General features: G+C 42.4%; 18 protein-coding genes. 4 read left to right on the forward strand and 14 right to left on the reverse strand.

Annotation, left to right across the window (positions count from 1 at the left end; translation table 11 throughout):
* The 3 genes from FFF34_018480 to FFF34_018490 all read right to left on the reverse strand — a co-directional run bounded on the left by FFF34_018480 (position 1) and on the right by FFF34_018490 (position 5,626).
* Entirely contained in the window at positions 1-3,078 is a 3,078-nt protein-coding gene (locus FFF34_018480) for a 4Fe-4S dicluster domain-containing protein (GenBank protein ID TSD62940.1), read from the reverse strand.
* Between the two features lie 41 nt (positions 3,079-3,119).
* Complete coding sequence (locus FFF34_018485) at positions 3,120-4,391, reverse strand: c-type cytochrome (GenBank protein TSD62941.1); 1,272 nt, start codon at positions 4,389-4,391, stop codon at positions 3,120-3,122.
* A 254-nt stretch (positions 4,392-4,645) separates the two neighbouring features.
* Entirely contained in the window at positions 4,646-5,626 is a 981-nt protein-coding gene (locus FFF34_018490; GenBank protein TSD62942.1) for a deoxyhypusine synthase, read from the reverse strand.
* Positions 5,627-5,741: 115 nt separating this feature from the next.
* Between FFF34_018490 and FFF34_018495 the strand changes: the two genes are divergently transcribed.
* Positions 5,742-6,878, forward strand: coding sequence for a polymerase (locus tag FFF34_018495; protein ID TSD62943.1), 1,137 nt, complete (start codon positions 5,742-5,744; stop codon positions 6,876-6,878).
* 108 nt (positions 6,879-6,986) lie between these two features.
* On the opposite strand, the gene FFF34_018500 is transcribed toward FFF34_018495, so the two are convergent.
* Positions 6,987-7,772, reverse strand: coding sequence for a class I SAM-dependent methyltransferase (locus FFF34_018500; GenBank protein ID TSD62944.1), 786 nt, complete (start codon positions 7,770-7,772; stop codon positions 6,987-6,989).
* A 45-nt stretch (positions 7,773-7,817) separates the two neighbouring features.
* On the opposite strand from FFF34_018500, the gene FFF34_018505 reads away from it, so the two are divergent.
* On the forward strand, positions 7,818-8,675 hold the full coding sequence (locus tag FFF34_018505) for a hypothetical protein (protein ID TSD62945.1): 858 nt from the start codon (positions 7,818-7,820) through the stop codon (positions 8,673-8,675).
* Between the two features lie 70 nt (positions 8,676-8,745).
* Here FFF34_018505 and FFF34_018510 read toward each other — a convergent pair whose 3' ends face one another.
* The 3 genes from FFF34_018510 to FFF34_018520 form a co-directional block, all read right to left on the reverse strand.
* Entirely contained in the window at positions 8,746-9,651 is a 906-nt protein-coding gene (locus tag FFF34_018510) for an alpha/beta hydrolase (protein TSD62946.1), read from the reverse strand.
* A 183-nt stretch (positions 9,652-9,834) separates the two neighbouring features.
* A protein-coding gene (locus FFF34_018515) for a peptide chain release factor 2 (protein ID TSD62947.1) occupies positions 9,835-10,927 on the reverse strand; the annotation gives its coding sequence in 2 pieces (ribosomal slippage) (positions 9,835-10,866 and positions 10,868-10,927; 1,092 coding nt in all).
* Positions 10,928-11,013: 86 nt separating this feature from the next.
* On the reverse strand, positions 11,014-11,451 hold the full coding sequence (locus tag FFF34_018520) for a hypothetical protein (protein TSD62948.1): 438 nt from the start codon (positions 11,449-11,451) through the stop codon (positions 11,014-11,016).
* Between the two features lie 249 nt (positions 11,452-11,700).
* Here FFF34_018520 and FFF34_018525 point away from each other — a divergent pair, with 249 nt between their 5' ends.
* Positions 11,701-13,347 carry a glucose-6-phosphate isomerase gene (locus FFF34_018525; protein ID TSD62949.1) on the forward strand — a complete coding sequence of 549 codons (1,647 nt, stop codon included), beginning with the start codon at positions 11,701-11,703 and terminating at the stop codon, positions 13,345-13,347.
* Here the strand turns inward: FFF34_018525 and FFF34_018530 are convergent.
* On the reverse strand, positions 13,322-13,909 hold the full coding sequence (locus FFF34_018530; GenBank protein ID TSD62950.1) for a dihydrofolate reductase: 588 nt from the start codon (positions 13,907-13,909) through the stop codon (positions 13,322-13,324). The genes FFF34_018525 and FFF34_018530 overlap by 26 nt on opposite strands.
* Positions 13,910-13,917: 8 nt before the next feature.
* Positions 13,918-14,481: a dihydrofolate reductase gene (locus tag FFF34_018535; GenBank protein TSD62951.1), complete on the reverse strand. Its 564-nt coding sequence runs from the start codon at positions 14,479-14,481 to the stop codon at positions 13,918-13,920.
* Positions 14,482-14,633: 152 nt separating this feature from the next.
* Between FFF34_018535 and FFF34_018540 the strand changes: the two genes are divergently transcribed.
* Positions 14,634-15,620 (forward strand): helix-turn-helix domain-containing protein, encoded by a 987-nt coding sequence (locus tag FFF34_018540; protein ID TSD62952.1) that lies wholly within the window; start codon positions 14,634-14,636, stop codon positions 15,618-15,620.
* Between the two features lie 143 nt (positions 15,621-15,763).
* On the opposite strand, the gene FFF34_018545 is transcribed toward FFF34_018540, so the two are convergent.
* The 5 genes from FFF34_018545 to FFF34_018565 form a co-directional block, all read right to left on the reverse strand.
* Positions 15,764-16,849: a glutaminyl-peptide cyclotransferase gene (locus FFF34_018545; protein ID TSD62953.1), complete on the reverse strand. Its 1,086-nt coding sequence runs from the start codon at positions 16,847-16,849 to the stop codon at positions 15,764-15,766.
* A 1-nt stretch (position 16,850) separates the two neighbouring features.
* On the reverse strand, positions 16,851-17,219 hold the full coding sequence (locus FFF34_018550; protein ID TSD62954.1) for a YraN family protein: 369 nt from the start codon (positions 17,217-17,219) through the stop codon (positions 16,851-16,853).
* Complete coding sequence (locus FFF34_018555) at positions 17,220-19,163, reverse strand: DNA primase (GenBank protein TSD62955.1); 1,944 nt, start codon at positions 19,161-19,163, stop codon at positions 17,220-17,222. It abuts the gene before it with no gap.
* 49 nt (positions 19,164-19,212) lie between these two features.
* On the reverse strand, positions 19,213-19,887 hold the full coding sequence (locus tag FFF34_018560; GenBank protein TSD62956.1) for a hypothetical protein: 675 nt from the start codon (positions 19,885-19,887) through the stop codon (positions 19,213-19,215).
* Positions 19,888-20,144: 257 nt separating this feature from the next.
* Entirely contained in the window at positions 20,145-21,008 is an 864-nt protein-coding gene (locus FFF34_018565; GenBank protein TSD62957.1) for an EamA family transporter, read from the reverse strand.
* Positions 21,009-21,132: the final 124 nt, after the last annotated feature.

A 21,132-nucleotide genomic window follows, 5' to 3' on the forward strand; every position in this document is an offset into this window, starting at 1 on the left:
TTAAGCCTGTAATTCTGATGATGTATTTCTAACTTTTACCTGGTAACCTATACCCGGCTGTACGTTTAATTCTTCCAGTACATAATACGTTCTTTCGCTCTTCAAAGCCTTTGAAACTTCAGAGTTAGGATCGTTTCTGTTACCGAAAATTATAGCGTTTGCAGAGCATGTTTGCTGGCAGGCAACTTTAATTTCGCCATCAACAAGCGGGCGTTTTTCTATTTTAGCTTTCAGTTTACCAGCTTGTATACGTTGTACGCACATCGAGCATTTTTCCATAACCCCACGGAAACGTGTAGTAACATCAGGGTTAAGTACTAATTGGGTATGCTCGTTGCTTAGGTAGTTATCAAAGCGCGAATCGTTCCAATAGTTAAACCAGTTAAAGCGGCGTACTTTGTAAGGGCAGTTGTTTGCGCAATAACGTGTACCTACGCAACGGTTGTATGCCATTTGGTTTAAACCTTCGCTTGAGTGTACGGTAGCTAATACAGGGCAAACTGTTTCGCAAGGCGCGTGGTCGCAGTGCTGGCAAAGCATTGGCTGGTGAACAACTGTTACGTTGCTAAAATCGCTAAGCTTATCAATTTCTTTTTCCTGAGTTACCTTGCCCGAACGATTGTCTACTTTAGCATCACCACTTTGCTCAAAGCTGTAGTAACGGTCAATACGTATCCAGTGCATTTCGCGGCGACGGCCTACTTCTACCTTACCAACAACAGGTATGTTGTTTTCTGCATTACATGCTACAACGCAAGCGCCGCAACCTGTACAGGCATTTAAGTCGATAGCCATTACCCAGTCATAAACAGGGCGGGCGTGTATGCGATCTTCGTTAGTGTTTTCCCAAAGGTCGTACTTTTTCTCACCTTCGTTACCACTACCAGATGCAGGGTTTTTAACGTATTCTTTAAATGTAGCTTCGCGAATTACATTACGGCCCTCAAATGAGTGGTGTGTTTGTGTTTGCGATAGCGGGAATATATCTCCTGTTCCGGTTACGGTTGCAGCTGCTGTAGTTTGCAATGTACCGTTGCGGAAACTATGGAAAGGATATGCATTTTTACCTACGTTATTACCTACTAAACCCGCAGCGGTACGGCCGTAACCTACAGCTACTGATACAGTGCCGGGTGCCTGGCCCGGTTGTGATAATACAGGTAATGATATAGTGTATCCGTTTGCTTCGATAGTAACCACTTCAAATTCATCCAGTCCCATCTTTTTAATATCTGACGGAGACATAGCTGCAAAGTTATCCCAGGTAACTTTAGATACTGGGTCTGGCAGCTCCTGTAGCCATGGGTTGTTGGCATGTTTACCATCGCGTATAGCAGCACTTTGGTATATCTGCAGTTCTACTTTATTACCCGAGGCAAGCTGGTTGCTATGGTCAATAATAGTTTGTGCTACTGCATTAAGATCGCGGTTAAAGGTATAAGTACCTGCTGCAACAGGTGCTGCAAGTATAAAGCCTGTTTGTAACAGGCTTTCCCAACCAGCCTGGCCTGCCAAACCGCCTTTAGCTAATAAGTTTTTGTCCCAGTTATTTCTAACGTAGCTGTAATAATCTTTTATAGGGTTATCAGACCATACCAGCAAGCTTTGTTCAGCCTGGCGGGTATTGTAAACCGGGTTAATGGTTGGCTGCATAACAGTGTAGTAACCTTCTATCGCGCTGTCATCACCCCAAGATTCTAAATAGTGATGGTTTGGTGCAACTACGTTACATAAAGCAGCAGTTTCATCAGCACGATCAGAGAAAGATACTCTTAACGCTACCTTTTTAATGGCATCCTGTACATCCTTCGCCGAAAAATAATCATAGGCCGGGTTTGCATCCAGGAATAATACTGCGCCAACTTCGCCACGTTTTGCTTCGTTGATAAATTCAACAAGCTCGGCATCGTTACCCGCGTATTGGCGTGATGGATTGTCCAGATCAATAGTAGTGCCGTAGCTACCTAAAAGGGAGTTGATGGCATTTACCAATATTTGTGTAGCAACATCGTTTGAACCTGCAACAACTAAGGCTTTACCTTTAGCAGCCTGAAGTTCTTTTGCTACCAGTATAATTGCCTTATCGGCATTTGCTGTGGTTAATTTTTTTGATCCTGGTAAGGTTGTTCCTGTTAAAGCATTGTACAGGTTTATCAGGGCCGGTCCTTCTTCTGAAGGTTTAATAGCTAAACGTACATCGGCATTGGTACCTGTAAGGCTCATACCGCTTTCAAACTGGATGTGACGCGACATCTTTTTAGCCTCAAGCGATTTGTTGTTACGGTTTTTTACATACTGGCGGGTAAACTCTTCACCAGATATCCAGGTACCCAGGAAATCAGCTCCAAAGCTTACTATAATATCTGCCTTATCAAAATTGTAGTGAGGCAATACCGCTTTACCAAAGCTATTTTGGTTGGCCTGTATAATACCGGTGTATGATACCGCATCGTAGCTAACATGTTTGGTAGTTGGGTAAGCAGCAATAAAATCGGTAATAACAGCTAAAGTAGAAGGGCTGTGTATAGTTGATGTTACTAAGCGTATTTTTTTACCACTTGCTTTAACTGCTGCAAGCTGGTTTTTTACATAAGAGTCAAGCTGTGCCCATCCGGCGTCGGTGCCGTTAAGCATTGGGTCTTTTACGCGGCTGTTGTCATACAAGTCAAGCACCGATGCTTGCGCCTGTGCGCTTAAGCCACCTTTTCCTAAAAGGTCATTTGGGTTACCTTCAACCTTAATAGGTCTTCCTTCGCGAGTTTTAACTAATATAGCGCTACCATCATAAGTTGATGAATAGTAGTTGGCTACACCAGGGGTTACCTCTTCGGGTTTAATTAAGTAAGGTATAGATTTATGCACAGGCACTTTTTGGCAAGCTGCCAAAGTAACTGCACCTACACCAAAGCCCAGCGCTTTCAAAAAGTCGCGACGAGGGGTTTTTGATGACAGACCGCCTCCGCTTAAAACATCTTCAATGGGGATTGGCTCCGCAAATTCGTGTTTATTCTTCTCAACAAATTCTGGCGTCCTGTTTAGTTCTTCTAAACCTTTCCAGTATTTTTTATTGCTATCCATTTAAGTTATATAAACTGTAATGCTAAGTTCTAAATCGTTTATTAATAGTGGCATTTAGCACACTCGATACCGCCTAAAACTGCTGCGGTAACCTTCTCGCCCTTTTTAATTTTATCATGAGCGGCAAGTATGCTATCATAGTAAGCGTTTCCTTTGGCGTTAACCTCGGTACGTTTGTGGCACTGTATACACCATTTCATGGTTAGCGGCGAGTATTGGTATACTTCCTGCATTTCCTGAATTTGACCATGGCATTTTTGGCACTCAATTTTACCAACGGTAACGTGTTGCGAGTGGTTAAAGTAAGCCAAGTCTGGCAGGTTATGTATACGCACCCACTGTATAGGTTTAGCTTTAGTACTATCGTATTTGGCGGTGTTAGGGTCGTAACCTAATGCATCATATATCTTGTGTATTTCCGGCGACTCTGTTTTAACAGATTTGTGGCAGTTCATACAAACGTTTAATGATGGTATAGAAGCGTTTTTACCCTTGAATGCACCGGTGTGGCAGTACTGGCACTCTATCTTCATGGCACCTGCATGCAATTTGTGTGAGTATTTAATAGGTTGTACCGGCTGATATCCCTGGTGAACATTGGTGTTCCACATGGTTACCCAGCTCCAGCTGCCTAAAGCAATTGTGCCGCATACTACAACAAAGAATACTAATTTTTTATTCTTGGCCAGTTTTTTAACGGTTGCTAAACGGTCAACAGGTGCTTTTTCTTCAACAGCGGTTTCTTCTTCAAGCAATAAGCCTTGTTTGTTTAGTAACAAACGCTCAAGCGTGGCAATTACTTTGTTTAATACCAGTATTACAATAAAGGCAATAACAATAACGCCTAATAAACCCCATATAACCAGGTTGCTTGGGCCGGTTTGGGCAGCACCTGGATCACCCACAGGGCCTTTAGCTTTTGCATCCTGCATGGTTTTCCATTCGCCACGCACGTAGGTTAAAATGTTACCAACATCAGCATCGCTAAGCTCGGCAAATACTGTCATGCCGGCCTGGTTAAACTCGTTGTAAATTTTGAGCGCCTTTGGATTTTTTGCAGCTATTAAAGCCTGGTTGTTCTGGATCCACTTGGTCAGGTAAGCATCATCAGTTTCTGATGTTAACTGCGGACCTAAAGCCGGGCCGGTCATACGCACGTCTATTTTATGACACGCGGTACATTTGGCCTTAAATATAGCCTCGCCCTTTGCTGCATCTGCCTGCGCATGAGCCGAAAGACCCATTACAGCCAAACCGGCAACAAGCAAAACCGACTTTGAAAGCTTCTTAAAAAGGAATGAGATATTTCTCATAAAGTGTATTTATGCTAAATAATTTTTATACTACAATGGTTGAACAGACGTGAAGGTGTACGTTTTACCCATTTTTACAGCCACAAAAGTAAAATTTATTACAGTATCGCTGACAAATATGTGACACTAATATCTAATTTATAATCGTTCTAAATTATTGGAAAAAGCCCTGATTTTTTTAAAAAAGGGCTTTATTTCTTCACAAACATAGTGTGCTGTAAATCAGGATGTATACAAGCGTATTCAAATATAAATTATTGTTTTAATATCCATGCAAATATTAACGGAACAACAATGGTAGCATCAGATTCTACAATAAACTTTGGTGTATGTATATCCAGCTTACCCCAGGTTATTTTCTCGTTAGGTACCGCCCCCGAATATGAACCGTATGATGTGGTTGAATCAGACACCTGGCAAAAATAGCTCCAGAAAGGTATTTCGGGCATCTCCATATCCTGGTAAAGCATAGGTACAACGCATATCGGGAAATCGCCTGCTATACCACCACCTATCTGGAAAAAGCCGACGCCTTTGCCACCCGCATTTTGGGGGTACCAACCGGCCAGCCATGCCATATACTCAATACCACTCTTCATGGTAGTTGCTTTTATTTCGCTTTTAATAACGTACGATGCAAATATATTTCCCATAGTTGAGTCTTCCCATCCTGGTACTACTATCGGCAGGTTTTTTTCGGCAGCGGCCAGCATCCACGAGTTTTTGGGGTCTATCTCATAATATTGCTCCAGCTCGCCGCTAAGCAATATTTTGTACATAAACTCATGCGGAAAATAACGCTCGCCGGCAGTATCAGCATCTTTCCATATTTTATAGATATGCTTTTGTAAACGGCGAAAAGCTTCTTCCTCAGGTATGCAAGTATCGGTAACGCGGTTATAGTGGTTCTCTAACAGATCCCACTCATCCTGCGGGCTCAGGTCGCGATAGTTGGGCACGCGTTTGTAATGCGAGTGCGCTACCAGGTTCATGATATCTTCTTCCAGGTTAGCGCCCGTGCACGATATAATGTCTATCTTATCCTGGCGTATCATTTCGGCAAGCGAAATACCTAATTCGGCAGTACTCATAGCGCCGGCAATGGTCACCATCATTTTGCCGCCCTCGGTTAAGTGCGTTTCGTAACCTTTTGCTGCATCCATTAACGCCGCCGCATTAAAATGCAGGTAGTTTTTCTCTATGAATTGAGATATAGGGCCTCTTTGTGTACTCATGTTTTTATTAAACTTATTATTTTGCAAAAGTAGGTATTTTGAGTACACAGATTTTTTAAATTCCAAATTCGACAAACAATAAGTTAAAATATACCTTTAGCCTCTCGTAAACTGTATGAAAAAACTTATCACCGCCCTGTTACTGCTTATTGCCTTTCAGCCTGTATTTGCACAACGAAAGTTTTTACCGAAGTTTTTATACGATATGTATTTTAGCAGGGATAGCACTAAAAAAGGAAGCTTTGTTTTGCTGCCTGTGATCAGTTCGGCCCCGGAAACCGGGCTGGAGCTTGGCGGATCGGCACTTTACTCTTTTTATACCGATACGCTTAGCGCGAACACCCGTATATCAAATATATTTGGCTATGCTACCCTAACCACAAAGGGCCAAAGCCGTATTAATTTAAGCACCAATTACTGGGCGCCCCAAAACCGCTATCATTACACAGCGGCTATAGGTTACATTAATTTCCCCTTTGATTTTTATGGCATTGGCAACAATACCCGCAAAGCCGATGCCGACCGGCTGGGGCAAACCCGCTTTAGACTGGCCCTTACCGCCGAAAAAAAGGTGGGTAGCAGCCTGTACATAGGCCTTGGCGCCGGGGCCTTTGATTACCGCTTTAATGACGTAGAAACCGACGGCATTTTTGAAATAGACCCTACAATTGAAGGGCGGCATGGCGGTACAACCCTATACATAGGGCCAAGCCTTGTTTTTGACAACCGCGATAACAATACTTACAGCACCCGCGGTGTACACATTACTACCTATTTAAACTTTATGAAGGGCGTTGGCAGCAACAGCAGCTATAGCGGCGGGCTATTTAACTTTGAATATGCTCAATTTTTTAAGCTAAGTAAGCGCTTTGTATTAGGACTAAACATGCAGGAACAAAGCCTTACAGGAACCCAGTCGCCATTTTATTTTTTGCCGGCCATGGGCAGCGACGAAATTATGCGTGGCTATTACAACGGCCGCTTTCGCGACCGTAATTACATAGCCGCCCAAACGGAGTTACGCTATCGTTTAAGCGATCGTATTGGCATGGTTGGCTTTTTAGGCACAGGCGAAGTGTTTAACAGCACCTTTAGCCTTGACCAACTAAAGCCTAACTACGGCGGGGGTTTGCGTTACTTCTTCGATACTGAAAAGGGCCTTAGCATACGTATTGATTACGGCGTTGGCGAAAAACGCCCCGGTGAAAGCAGGCAGAGTGGTGTATATATCGGGCTTGGGGAAGCGTTTTAGTAGATGTGCAGATTATAGATGTGTATATATGCAGATGAAAAGCACTGCGCGTTTATATATCATCCAAGCATTTGCACATCTGCATATTTGCACATCTGCACATCCGGGCTAAAATCTTATCATAAAATCTTCCTTAGCCTGGTCGGTTTTAAAAAAAACGAGGCCTATCCAAAACAGGTCTACGGTAACCCTTACCTGGGGGTGGCTTTTTATTTGCGCCCAGGCTTCTTTCATGCCCCGGCTCCAGTATATATCGTCAAATATCAGCATAGTGCCCTCGTGCACTTTGGGCAGGCACCATTCAAAATAACGTAGGGTAGCCTCTTTTTGGTGGTTGCCGTCTACGTATACAAAATCCAGCTTTTCCTGGTTGTTTAAAATACCTTGCAGGGTATCATCAAAATTGCCCACTACCAGGTTAACATCCTTTAATTCCGATCGGTCAAAAACTTCCTGCGCTATGCCGGCGGTTGCAGGGCAGCCTTCCAGCGTGTACACCTTTGCACCGGGTACCGCTTTTTTAAGATAAAGGGTAGTAATACCCAGGCAGGTGCCTAGCTCAATAATGGTTGATGGGTTGGTAAATTTGGCCAGGCGATAAAGCAATTGCGCCAGTTTTGGTGCTTTTAAGGCATTTATAGTGATATTACTTACTTTTTTTTGCCTGTTTTTGTTTAGCTGTGAGCCCGCGCCCAAATCAGTGACGGTTATTGTACGGCTATCTACAAGTAAACGGTCGCGTTGCTGTTCTGCCTCGGTGTATTCCGGCTGAGGTTTGGTATCGTAAATAACCTCATCAACCAAATGGTATACAAAGGGCGAATGCAAACCATGACGGTTTTTTGACTTTAGTTTATGCAACAGAAAATCGCGTGCAAACGTTAAGTTAAACATAGCCGTAAAAATATATAAAGGTTTAGTATTTTAGCGTTACCAGATATGATTAATCCTACAGAAGTAAATTCGTTGATCCGCCTGCTTGATGATCCGGATGGTGAAATATACGATCATGTTCATCAAAAGCTGCTTTCGTATGGGCCGGAAGCCATACAATATTTAGAGAATGCTTTTGAACAGGCTTTTGATAGCGTACAACAGGAACGTATAGCGAACCTGGTACACGAAATACAATTTTCGACACTTAAAACCGACCTACAGCTTTGGTATCAGAGTGGGGCATTTGACCTTTTACAAGGCATACTTATTATTAACCGCTACCAATACCCCGACCTTGACGAGCAAAAGGTAATTAACCAGATAGAAGCCATAAAGCGCGATATATGGCTGCAAATGATGCACGAGGCCAGCCCTGTAGAGCAGGTAAAACTAATAAACCATGTTTTTTATAATATACATGGTTTTAGCGGCAATACCAGCAACCACCGCGACCCGCAAAACAGCTTTATTAGCCAGGTACTCGAAACTAAAAAAGGCAACCAAATATCGCTGGCCATCATTTACTCTATCATCGCCCAAAAGTTGGATATCCCGGTTTACGGTGTAAACCTGCCGCAGCATTTTATACTGGCCTATTTAGATGAAAGCTTAGAGCACGAGTTTGAAGGCGGAATACTCTTTTACATTAATGCTTTTAACAAGGGCTTCATTTTTGGTCGCCGCGATGTAGATATGTTTTTAAAACAGCTTAACCTAAAATTTGACAAGCAGTTTTACGAACCCTGCTCAAACGCCGACATTATTAAACGTGTTATCCGCAACCTAATTAGCGCCTACGAGCATTTAGGCTCATCAGAAAAGGTAGACGAGTTGAATGGATTGTTGGAGTTGTTAGGATAAGATAGGTGCCCCCCCCTTGTTTGTAAAGGAATAGCTCACCCAAAACTTAGATATCCCTTCTGGGCCTATACTACTTACTTAACCATCCGTTACTTTCCATCCAGGCGGCGGCCCAATCAAACCAGCGGTCTTTTGTGGTGGGGTTAGGCATACCAAAGCCGTGCCCCCCGGCCTGGAATAGATGCATTTCGGCTTTTACTTTATCATTCACCAATGCTTCATACATCATCAAAGCATTTTTAACAGGAACAGTGGTGTCGTCTTCGGCGTGTATGATAAAAGTAGGCGGTGTATTAGCCGTAACCTGCTTTTCGTTTGAGTATAGATCGATAGCTGCCTGCGGTGGATTTTTACCTATCAGGTTTTCCCTTGATCCATCGTGCCTGAAATCGCCAAAAGTAATAACCGGGTATATCAGCATCATAAAATCAGGGCGAACACTAATATTTGCCGGATTTTCAATAACCACTTTATCAAAATGCGTCCCTTCCGTTGAGGCTAAATGCCCGCCTGCCGAGAAGCCCATAATACCTATCCTACTGGGGTTAACTCCAAAACCCGCCGCGCCTTGTCTAACTATTTGTATGGCGCGTTGCGCATCCTGTAATGGGCCAATGGTTTTATCGGCCATAATCAAGTCGGTAGGTAAACGATATTTGAGTACAAAGGCCGCAACACCTATTTTAGCAAATTCTTTAGCTACGGCCTCGCCTTCGTGGTTAAAAGCCAAACCGCCATAGCCCCCACCGGGGCATATCACCACTGCTGCACCATTAGCCTTTCCCTTTTCGGGCAGGTATGGTGTAAGGGTAGGTATGCTTACGTTGGTTATCCAGTCTTTATCACGTTTTTCAACATAATCAGCCGGCGTTGCTTTGCTATTAGGCACCCCATTAGGGTATAAAGGCATAGGTGTTTGGCTGTAGGCCAGTGTAGTGGTAACCATCAGGATCAATCCGGATAAAATATTTTTCATAAATAAAGGCATATAAAAGGTTAGCCAAGTTACAATTTCTGCTTAAAACAAAAAACGGCATTGCTAATGCAATACCGTTTTTTTAATCCAGTCATGCTGAACTTGTTTCAGCATCTCATCTGGTATACGCAAAGCACATAGATTGCATGTGAGATCCCGAAATGAATTCGGGATGACCGTATGTTAGCTTTTAGGCCCGCCAAACTCCATTAAATAAGCTTTTAAAAACTCGTCCAGGTCGCCGTCTAAAACAGCGGCCGCGTTTGAAGTTTCGTAATCGGTACGCAAATCTTTAACCAACTTGTATGGATGCAACACATAGTTACGTATCTGCGACCCCCACTCTATCTTCTTTTTGTTACCCTCAACAGCACTTGATGCCTCGGCACGCTTACGCATCTCATTTTCGTATAACTGCGATTTTAGTAAGCGTATGGCATTCTCTTTATTTTGTAACTGCGAGCGCGACTCCTGGTTTTTGATGATAATACCCGATGGCTTGTGATATAAACGTACAGCGGTTTCAACCTTATTTACGTTTTGCCCGCCCGCGCCGCCGGCACGGAAGGTTTCAAACTCGATATCGGCATCCTTTACCTCAATATCAATGGTATCATCAACCAGCGGGTACACATACACCGATGCAAACGACGTATGCCGCTTGGCGTTAGAGTCGAACGGTGATATACGCACCAGGCGGTGCACACCATTTTCGCCTTTAAGGTATCCATAGGCAAACTCCCCTTCTATTTGCAGGGTAACCGTTTTTACACCGGCTACATCGCCTTCCTGGTAATCCTGTTCGGTTACTTTGTGGCCATTTTTCTCGGCCCACATAATATACATACGCATCAGCATACCGGCCCAGTCGCAACTTTCGGTACCACCGGCACCGGCGGTAATTTGCAGTACGGCGTTAAACTGGTCTTCTTCGGCGCTGAGCATATTTTTAAACTCCAGCTCTTCTACGGCTTTTACGGCAAGGGCATACTGCTCCAGCATTTCGGCCTCGGTAGCATCGCCACTCTGGAAAAATTCGAAAAGCACATTGGTATCTTCAACAACCGATACTACTTTTTGGAAAGCGTCGGTCCATATCTTTTTGGCTTTGATAGATGCGAGAACCTTTTCGGCTTCTTTGGGGTGGTCCCAAAAATTAGGGCCAATGGTTATTTCCTGTTCGGTTTGTATGGCGTCATTTTTCTTGTCGATGTCAAAGATGCCTCCTCAGGGAATTTGTTCTATCCCTTAAATTTTGTATATTCTCTTTTGTCATGTAGCAAATATATTAAAATACAATACAGCGAAAATCAAAAAAGCCCGCAATTTTATATGCAGGCTTCTGTAATATATTTTTAAAAACTAAGCTATACGCAGCTGGCTTAACAAATGGCCCATATCGGCCACATTACTACTCAGCTTTGCTAACAATGCGCTTAAGCCAAATTCCTTATTCTGATCTTCTTTTGATTGCCTTATCAGCTCCTGCATTACCGGGCGTATAAGCTGGTTAGCAGTAACATTAGCTGTATCCATATCCATGCTATAAAACATGTTTAGTTTGCCGGCAAATCTGTTCACAGCACTGGTAATTAGCGGGTTATCATACACACCCGAAAACTGGAAATACTTAACCATATCCTTTAATTTACCGCTCTCAACCTGGTTTTTTAACACCTCGATAATCGAGCTGGTGGCATCATTTATAACCGCATCGCGGCTACTTTCATTGATGGCCGGGTTATTAATAACAGCCAAACCAGCGTTATTTTTTACGAGTAAAAAAAGTTTTTCGAACATGATAAAATGTATTTAGAAAAAATTAAGAAATCGATTAAAAAAAGGCGATTTATTTAACAACACCACAAATATAAATAATGTTTATTTTAAAGTTCAAAATAATTTACATTATATGTTATAATAATGACAATTTATTAGTGTAAAACAAACACTATCTTTGATGTGTTAAAATGACAGTTATAAGGGGAATTTAACTTTAAAATTACACCTCAATTTGTAACTTGCCACTCTTATAAAATCATTTCAATTATGTTGCCAAACATCGACCCTACCAGCACCCAGGCTTATAAATATTTAACCGACCATTATATAGATATCCTTAAAAAAAGCCTAAAGGAACTATTTGATGCTGATAATGAACGCTTTGAAAAATTTTCCCTGCAATTTGAAGATATCCTGCTTGATTATTCTAAAAATCGTATTGATGAGCAAACTCTTGCCCTTTTGCTACAACTGGCCAAAGAGTGTGGTGTAAACAAGGCAATTGAAGCCATGTTTTCCGGTGAAAAGATCAATGTTACCGAAGGACGCCCTGTACTGCATGTTGCGCTTCGTAACCGCAGTAACACACCTATGTATGCCGAAGGCAAGGATGTAATGCCTGAGGTGAACCGCGTGCTCGACCACATGAAAGAGTTTAGCGAAGCGGTTATATCCGGCGAGTGGAAAGGCTACACCGGCAAACAAATTACTGATGTGGTAAACATTGGCATAGGCGGATCTGATTTGGGCCCTGTAATGGTCACGGAAGCTCTGAAACCTTATAAAACACGCTTAAATCTGCACTTTGTATCTAATGTTGATGGCACACATATAGCAGAGACATTAAAGAAAGTGGATGCCGAAACTACCTTGTTTCTCATCGCATCTAAAACATTTACTACCCAGGAAACCATGAGCAATGCCCACAGCGCCCGCGATTGGTTCATTAACAATGGCGGCAAGGATGAAGATGTAGCTAAACATTTTGCAGCTTTATCTACTAATATTGAGGGTGTTGCCAAATTTGGCATTGATACCAAAAACATGTTCGAATTTTGGGATTGGGTAGGCGGCCGTTATTCGTTATGGAGCGCCATTGGCTTATCTATCGCTTTAAGCATCGGCTTTGATAATTTCGCTGAACTGCTTACCGGTGCCCATGCAATGGACGAGCATTTTAAAACCGCTGAATTTGAAGAAAACCTACCTGTGATACTTGCTCTTATAGGGGTGTGGCACAATAACTTCTTTGAAGCTGAAACAGAGGCTATCCTTCCTTACGACCAATATATGTACCGCTTTGCCGCATACTTTCAACAAGGCGATATGGAAAGCAATGGCAAACACGTAGACCGTAATGGCAGGCATGTAGATTACTCTACCGGACCTGTTATTTGGGGCGAACCGGGTACAAACGGACAGCATGCCTTTTACCAATTGATACACCAGGGGACCAAACTGATCCCTTGCGATTTCATAGCTCCGGCACAGTCGCATAATCCTTTAGGCGAGCATCATAACATGCTGTTATCTAACTTCTTCGCACAAACTGAGGCGCTGATGAATGGTAAAACCGAAGAAGAAGTAATAGCTGAACTAAAAAAAGCCGGAAAATCTGACGAAGAGATAAAAGCCATTGCACCTTTTAAAGTATTTGAAGGTAACCGCCCAACAAATTCCATCCTGGTTAAAAAGATAACGCCACGTACATTAGGCTCGTTAATTGCCATGTACGAGCACAAAATATTTGTACAGGGCATCATTTGGAATATATACAGCTTTGACCAATGGGGCGTAGAATTAGGCAAGCAATTGGCTGGCAAAATATTGCCCGAACTAAAAGATGATCAAGAAGTTAGCTCACACGATTCATCAACCAACGGACTGATCAACCAGTACAAGGCCTGGAGATAATTACCGTATAACACATCAATACCACCCCGGAGCTGAATTCGGTTTTATTACATATTTTTAAATTTTGCAGGCCCTTAAACAGGGGCCTGCCTTTTTTTATAGCTACCGGGTGTATCCATAAGCGGTATTCGTCAATAAGGTTTAGTTTGGTTAGTGCTGTAACCAGTTTACCGCTACCATATATTATTATTTCTTTACCAACTTGCTGCTTTAATTCACTTATCTCTTTAGCTATGTTACGCTTAGCTAACCTGGAGTTTTGCCAATTTGCAGCCCGTAACATCGTTTTTGAGGCTACTACCTTTTCGTACCTGTTCATCATAGCTGCATAGTCGGCATCCTCTCTTGGGGAATAAGCGGCCGTTTGCTGCAATGGCCAATACGATGCCATCATTTGGTAAGTAACGCGTCCTAATAGTATCGTATCTGCACGCCCCAATTGCTCTGCGGCGGTTCTTGCCATTTCCTCGTTCCAATAGGGAATGTGCCAGTCAAGCTCTCCATGCAGGCCGGCCATAAAGCCGTCCAGAGTCATATTCATTGATACCACCAGCTTACGCATAAATCATATTATTTGGCTGTTGGAGTGTAGCAAAGCACAGTTATACCGCATTCAAATGCCTGTGAGCTAACCAGGTTAAGGTTTAATTTATCTTCAACCAGGTTAAATATAGACATCCCTTTACCTATCACAACCGGGTTTACAAACAGGTGATATTCATCTATTAAATTATATTTTATAAGCGATGCTGCAAAGCGGGCACCGCCGTAGGCTACGATGTCGCCTCCATCCTGCTCTTTTAATTTTTTTATTTCGCCTACCATATCTTCAGCAAGCGTGGTGTTTTCCCAGGGGTTATCCTTTAACGTTTTAGAGAATACCATCTTGGGTGTATTCACCATTTTATGTGTAAACTCATCAGCATCGGCTGCTGCAGAACGCTCCTTCCATACCGGTATAAAACCTTCAGCTAAAATACGGCCAAGCAAAATGGTATCAACAGGGGCTGTTATACCCTGCACATATTTCTTCAATTCTTCATCCCAGTTCCAGGTCATCCAATCCATTTCGCCGTTAGGGCCTGCTATAAAGCCATCAAGGCTCATTTGTATTTGAAATTTTAGCTTTCTCATTGCTTTCGTTTATATAATACAAAGGTATACCTGTTTAAACCACCCTGTAAGGTGCAAAAAGTACTAAATAAGGGGTTATTTACGACATTGTTATCCTATAAATTTAATTTTAACAACAAGAGCATTATATTGCATTACCAATTGCAACTTATATGAAGCATGTATCTATTCTTATTATTAACGATGCCGTTTTAGCCAGCATTGCCGACCCGCGTGTAATGTTTACCGGTGTTAACGATTTTTTGCAGGCAGCGGGTAAACCGCCCATATTTAAGGTGCAACTTATAGGCCTCGCTAACGAAGTAAAGCTGCATGGGGGGTTATTTTCGGTACATACGGATGCTTTGCTTAAGGATGTGGCTAAAACAGACCTTGTTATTATTCCCGCGTTTACAGGCGAATTATCGGCTTCTATAAGTAAAAATGAGGAGTTTTTACCCTGGATAGTGAAGCAATACAGCAAAGGCGCCGAAGTGGCCAGCCTGTGTATAGGGGCCTTTATATTAGCATCAACCGGGCTGTTGAACGGCAAGGAGTGCTCAAGCCATTGGCGTACGGCTAACGAGTTTAGGGAGATGTTCCCGGAGGTTACCCTGGTTGATGACCGTATTGTTACCGAGCAACAGGGCTTATACAGCAGCGGTGGGGCCACTTCGTACTGGAACCTGCTTTTATACCTGGTAGAGAAGCATGCCGGGCGCGATATGGCCATACTGGCATCCAAGGTGTTTGCGCTGGAAATTGACCGCAAAAGCCAGTCGCCGTTTATAATGTTTAACGGGCAAAAAACACATGAGGATGAACCCATAAAAAAGGCCCAGGAGTTCATAGAAGCCAATATTGCTGAAAGAATATCGGTTGAAGACCTTGCCCTGAAGTATGCTATTGGTAAGCGACATTTTGAGCGCCGTTTTAAAAAAGCAACCAATAATACCCCTGTAGAATACATACAAAGGGTTAAGGTTGAGGCTGCTAAGAAACATTTAGAGCATACCCGAAAAAATATTAACGAGGTGATGTACGACGTCGGTTACACCGATACAAAAGCCTTCCGGACGGTGTTTAAGAAGATTACCGGGCTATCGCCGGTTGAGTATCGGAACAAATATAACAACCGCGCTAACGGGGTAAACGTATAGCTGTAGGCTTTGCACCCTTAGCTATAAATTATTCCACTTCTTTGTTGCTTACAGCGGAAACTTTTCCACTTTTTTCGTCACCCCCTGCTTACTAATATAAAATTTTTTTCGATATAAAAAAGTTTTACACCCTTTACGCCCGTTTATTTTTTTACAAATTTTACCTGGTACAGTTTGGGCCATTTTTTGCCGGTGACAAAAATGCGACCGGTTGCCTTATCATAGGCTATACCATTTAACACGTTGTTAAGGTTATCATACCCCGGTGGGCGGGCACCTTCGGGCCAAAGGTTGGTCATATCTACCTTTTGCAATACGGCACCTGTTTTAGGGTCAATAACCAATATCACATCTTTTTGGTAAACGTTGGCATATAGCTTACCATTTATCATTTCCAGCTCGTTTATCGAATCTACCGCGCCCTTGTCATCATAAACATCTATGTAACCAGTAGGCCTGTAGGTATCTTTGTTAAGTGTCCATATGCGGTTGGTGCCATCGTCCATATATATCTTGTTACCATCAAAGTACATTCCCCAGCCTTCGGGAGCAAACTCGGTGCTAAAATTACCCAGCACTTTAAAGGTGTTCTTATCATATATAAAACCCTTTTTTTCGTGATAGGTCAATTGTATCAGTTTATCGCCAATTATGGCTATGCCCTCGGCAAACACTTTGGGGTCTATCATCACCTTTTTTAGTATTTTACCCGTAGTAAGGTCGGCTTTTATCAGGCTCGATTGCTGGTCTTTACTCTGGCCGGGCGGCGGATCAAGATACCCGCCCGAGCTTTCATATAATGCGCCATCGTGATACTCCAGGCCTTCGGTATAGCTGCCAATATCATGCGGAAAGGTCTTCTCAACTTTGTAGGTAAGCTCCTCGGGTGCTTTGGCGGGATATAATACAATATTGGTGGTTACCTCCTGGCTTTTGCCTGCCTGGTAAACCTTGGCCGTTATTACCCTTGCCCCTAAAGCCATGGTATCGGTTTTTAGGTTAAGGGCCGATGAATCTTTAACCGAACCAACGCGTGCCGAATCTAACAGGAACACTATCGAATCGGGTTTTATAGAATTGGCATAAGTTAATTTAAGGCTGATGGTTTCGCCGGCTTTGTACGTGCTGCCCGCATCCGGACTGATCACAAAATCATCCTGTTTTTTATTGTCTTTACAGCCGTATGCCACTAAAGCTATCAGCGCTAAAAATATTATCCTTTTATTCATATTAAATGGCAGAAGGCCAAAAGGCATCTTCAATGTGTTTAAGTTTATAGTTGTTATTACGGTCGAACAGGATAGATATTATATCAAACCTCACTTCGCCCTGGTGGTTCATCAAATAAATATACTCGTCGGCAGCCTCAACCAGCAAGCGCTGCTTGCGGGCATCCACAAAATCTTCCGGTTCGCCAAAGCCGTTACCGGTACGTGCTTTTACTTCAGTAAATATAATAACGCGGTCTTTATAGGCTATCAGGTCTATCTCGGCTTTGCCAAATACCCAGTTCTCGTCCATTATTTCGTAGCCCGCTGCTTCCAGGTGTGCTTTTGCCAATGCTTCGCCTTGCCGGCCCAGGTCGTTGTGGGTTGCCATCTATTTTAATATTACCGACCCTAAGTAATCAGATATGGTTTTCTCTACCTTTTTCATATGCACATATTGGTTCAGCAATATTTCCTGGTCGGCCTCAATTGTGGTGGTTTGCAATTCCTTGCGCAGCTTTTCCAATATCTTGCCCACTTTTTGCTTTTTTAGGTGAAATATGGCGCCCAATATGGTAGCTTTCATATTGGCCTGCTCATCGGGTACCAGTATCTTGTGCATCTCGTACCAGTTTTCGCTCAGGGTATATTTGGTTGCCAAAAGGGTAACCACCAGGTCTACAATGTTCTTATCCGGGTGATGTATAAAGTGTTGCTCTTCGGGTAAAACGCCGTTCTCTACCTCTTGCCTGTAAATCTCCATGAACAGCTTACTGGCGGGGTGTTCAAAGTCAACATCACTTAATTCGGCTATCATAAACGGGCCTATATAAGTATTAGCGATGCCGTCCCAATCTATCATTTTATTGCCGTAAAGCAGTAACAGGCGCACTATCTCTTTTTCCTGTGTGGAATCGGTGTAAAGCAAATGCAATGCATCTTCATCGAGTATGTCTGTGCTTTTAACTGCCTCGATGTTAGTCGGTTCTTCTGATTCTTCAATTCTCCTTAGAGGAGTTGCCTTTTTTAACTTCGCCGTATAAGCCTTATTTACAACCCCCAAGTAAGCCCGTTCATCTATCTTCAGCTTGTGAGAAGCTCTTGTTATATAAGCACTTCTGAATTCAGGCTCTAAGTTGTTCGATATGATTTCAGCCAAATCATCAGCAACCTTTATTTTCTTAATTGGGTCCTTTAATTCATCTTCATTAATAGTAGATAAATAGAACTCTACAATTTCTTTAGAGGTACTTTCTATATAATTCTTAAATGCAGTAGACCCTTTGCTTTTAATAAACGAATCGGGATCATTTCCATCTGGAAAAGAAACAATCCTCACATTAAACCCTTCTTTGTAAAGAAGGCTTAAACCGCGTATTGCTGCTTTGATACCAGCAGTATCTCCATCGTATAAAATAGTTAGCCTTTTGGTTTGACGGCCTATTAACCTTATTTGCTCCTCAGTTAAAGCTGTTCCTGACGAAGCAACCACATTATGAATGCCTGATTGGTGTACCGATAATACATCTGCATAGCCCTCTACTAAATAACAATTGTCGTTCTCTCGAATTGCCTTTATAGCTAAATGAAATCCGTATAAGACTTTCGATTTGCTATATATTTCCGACTCTGGTGAGTTAACATACTTAGGTACATTTTTATCAGTCTTTAATGTCCGTCCGCCAAAACCAACAATTTGCCCAGTTGCGCTAAATATTGGGAACATAACACGCCCCCTATATCTATCATACAATGCGCCATTGTCTCGTTTAACGGAAAGGCCACTTTCAACCAAAAACTGCTCTTGGAAGGCTTGTTTGACTGCCTCTGTACTAAATGCTTCCCATTGGTCAGGTGAATATCCCAGTTGAAACTTTTCTATCGTCTCCTTGCTAAATCCACGCTCTTTAAAATAGCTTAATCCTATAATTTGGCCTTCTTCCGTATTTAGCAAGCTATTATGGAAAAAATTAGCAGCAAACTTAGTAACTCGCATCAGGCTTTCGCGATGATTTTGCTCCTCCAGGTTTTCGGTAGTATCAACCGTTTCCTCTACCTCAATTCCGTATTTTTTTGCCAGCCATTTTAAAGCTTCGGGGTAGGTAAATTTTTCCAGCTCCATTAAAAAGGTAATGGCGCTGCCCCCTTTACCCGACGAGAAATCTTTAAAAATGCCCTTTGCCGGCGATACCGTAAATGATGGTGTGCGCTCGTTTGCAAATGGCGAAAGGCCCACATAATTGGCCCCGCGCTTTTTTAATTGCACAAATTCGCCTATCACCTCCACAATATCTGTGGCTTCCATTATACGGTCTACGGTGGGTTTGGTGATCATGCTTAAAAAAAATGCGAGCTACAAAAGTAAGTTTTTGAAAGGTGCTTGGTTATTTATGCTTTAGTTTTTTTTCCATTTTGTTAATTTCATCAAACATTTGTTTCATTTGCTTTTTAAACTCTTCTCTTTCATCACCCCATTCAGATTGATATTTGGTTTTATTCTTTTCTATTTCATCGGCAGCATTGATAACGTTGGAATATTGTTCCGAATACATTTCAGGGTTTTTTGTACGCGACATAAACCTATAGTCATGTTTTATATACCAATCGGCGCTTTCCTTTAAAATTTGAATGTAATTTTCGATATTACATTTGAGATACGTATTGATAGGTTCGCCAAGGGTTACTCGCAACGCTGAAGCCAAGGCACCACCATCGCTCTCTTTATAATTAGGATCTACAAGGTTATAATAACGGTATCGCAAAGCTCCGAGATAAAACAAGAAAGCACTTTCGTTATATTTAGACATTTTAAATATTTCCGCAGATTTTAAAAAATAATTAGATGGATGGAGTGCATCCAATGAATCAGCAATACTAAATATCGTTTTATCCAAAAACCCTGGTGTTCTGGTTTTTATCGAGTCTGCATAGGCATACATTTTTTTATATAATAACATCTCTTGCTTTGCCTGTTCAATCTCTGTTGGACCAATATCATTTTGGGCCGATGCTGATAAAGTAGATATTAATAAAAACGCAAATATTATTATGGGTCTCATTTAGATGGTTCTTTTTTTAAATATAGAAAAACATAAGCAAAGTGGCGATGGCCGGTGGTCATCATCAATGTGGTGTTGCTAATAAGTTGTAAGAACGATCAAAACAAGTCGGGGGATGTGCGATTCCTTCCCTGGGGAAGGGCAGGTAGGGGTTTGTGAACATATCCCAATAGTAAACCTGCCTAAATACCTGGCGCTTCAACCCCTTCCTACACCCTCCCGTGGGAGGGAATCGCACCGGGCCGCGCTGGTATTAACTACGCAGATATTGCCCCTTGCTTTGGCTTTAAAAACGATATGGCTATGCCTGCCAGTACTATTATACTACCAATAACTTCTTTTAAGTGCAATTGCTCGTTTAAAAAGGCAATGGCTAAAAAACCGGCTATAACTGTTTGGCCCAATAAGGCTATAGAAACGCGGGTAGAATCGAGATAGCGCAAAGAATGGTTGATGGTTAGCCAGCCTGCCAACTGGCAAAGCAGCCCCATGCCTGCAAAGCATAGCCAGGTATTGGTATCAAACCCAGTAATAGGGTCGCCTTTAAAAATGGCTATGGCAAGCAACAATACACTTGCACCCAGCATATTGTAAAACATAAAGGTAAAAGTATCAATATAGGGCAGCACATTTTTGGTGATCATGATGTAAATGGCGTAAAGGATGCTTGCGGCAATGGCATACAATATGCCCTCGTTAAACTGCATACTAATAACGCTTTGGTAGCCTACCAGCACTACCATACCGGCAATGGCAATAGCGGTGCCTATCCAAAACAACCTGCCCGACCGTTTCTTTAAAAACAAAAAACTCATTAGCCCTACCCAAACCGGCGCCAGGTTGGCCAGCAATGTAGATACGGTAGCACTTATTTTTAATAACGATACGTTCCACATGGCTATATCGGCACCAAAAACCAACCCGCCGGTTACGGTAATAATTAATGCGCGGCGGGTAATTTTTAGTTTGTTTGTAAACAGGCAGTAGGGTAATAAAAATATCCAGGCAATAAAAATGCGGTAAAAGCCCGATGTGATGGCAGGGGAATGCGCAAGCTTTACAAAAATTGGCGAAAATGCTATGCAAAGTATGCCAATGGCCAGGCTAAGTTTAGGTTTCATTTAGGGCAAACTTAAGCATTGTATATCAATAGCAATTTAACCCTTTGTAAATAACCTGCTTATTACCACAGGGTAATTTTTTGCAGGCCATATGTAGCGTAATTAATTTACTTAACGTATAGGT

Source organism: Inquilinus sp. KBS0705, assembly GCA_005938025.2.
In the GTDB taxonomy this organism is placed as follows: Bacteria; Bacteroidota; Bacteroidia; order Sphingobacteriales; family Sphingobacteriaceae; genus Mucilaginibacter.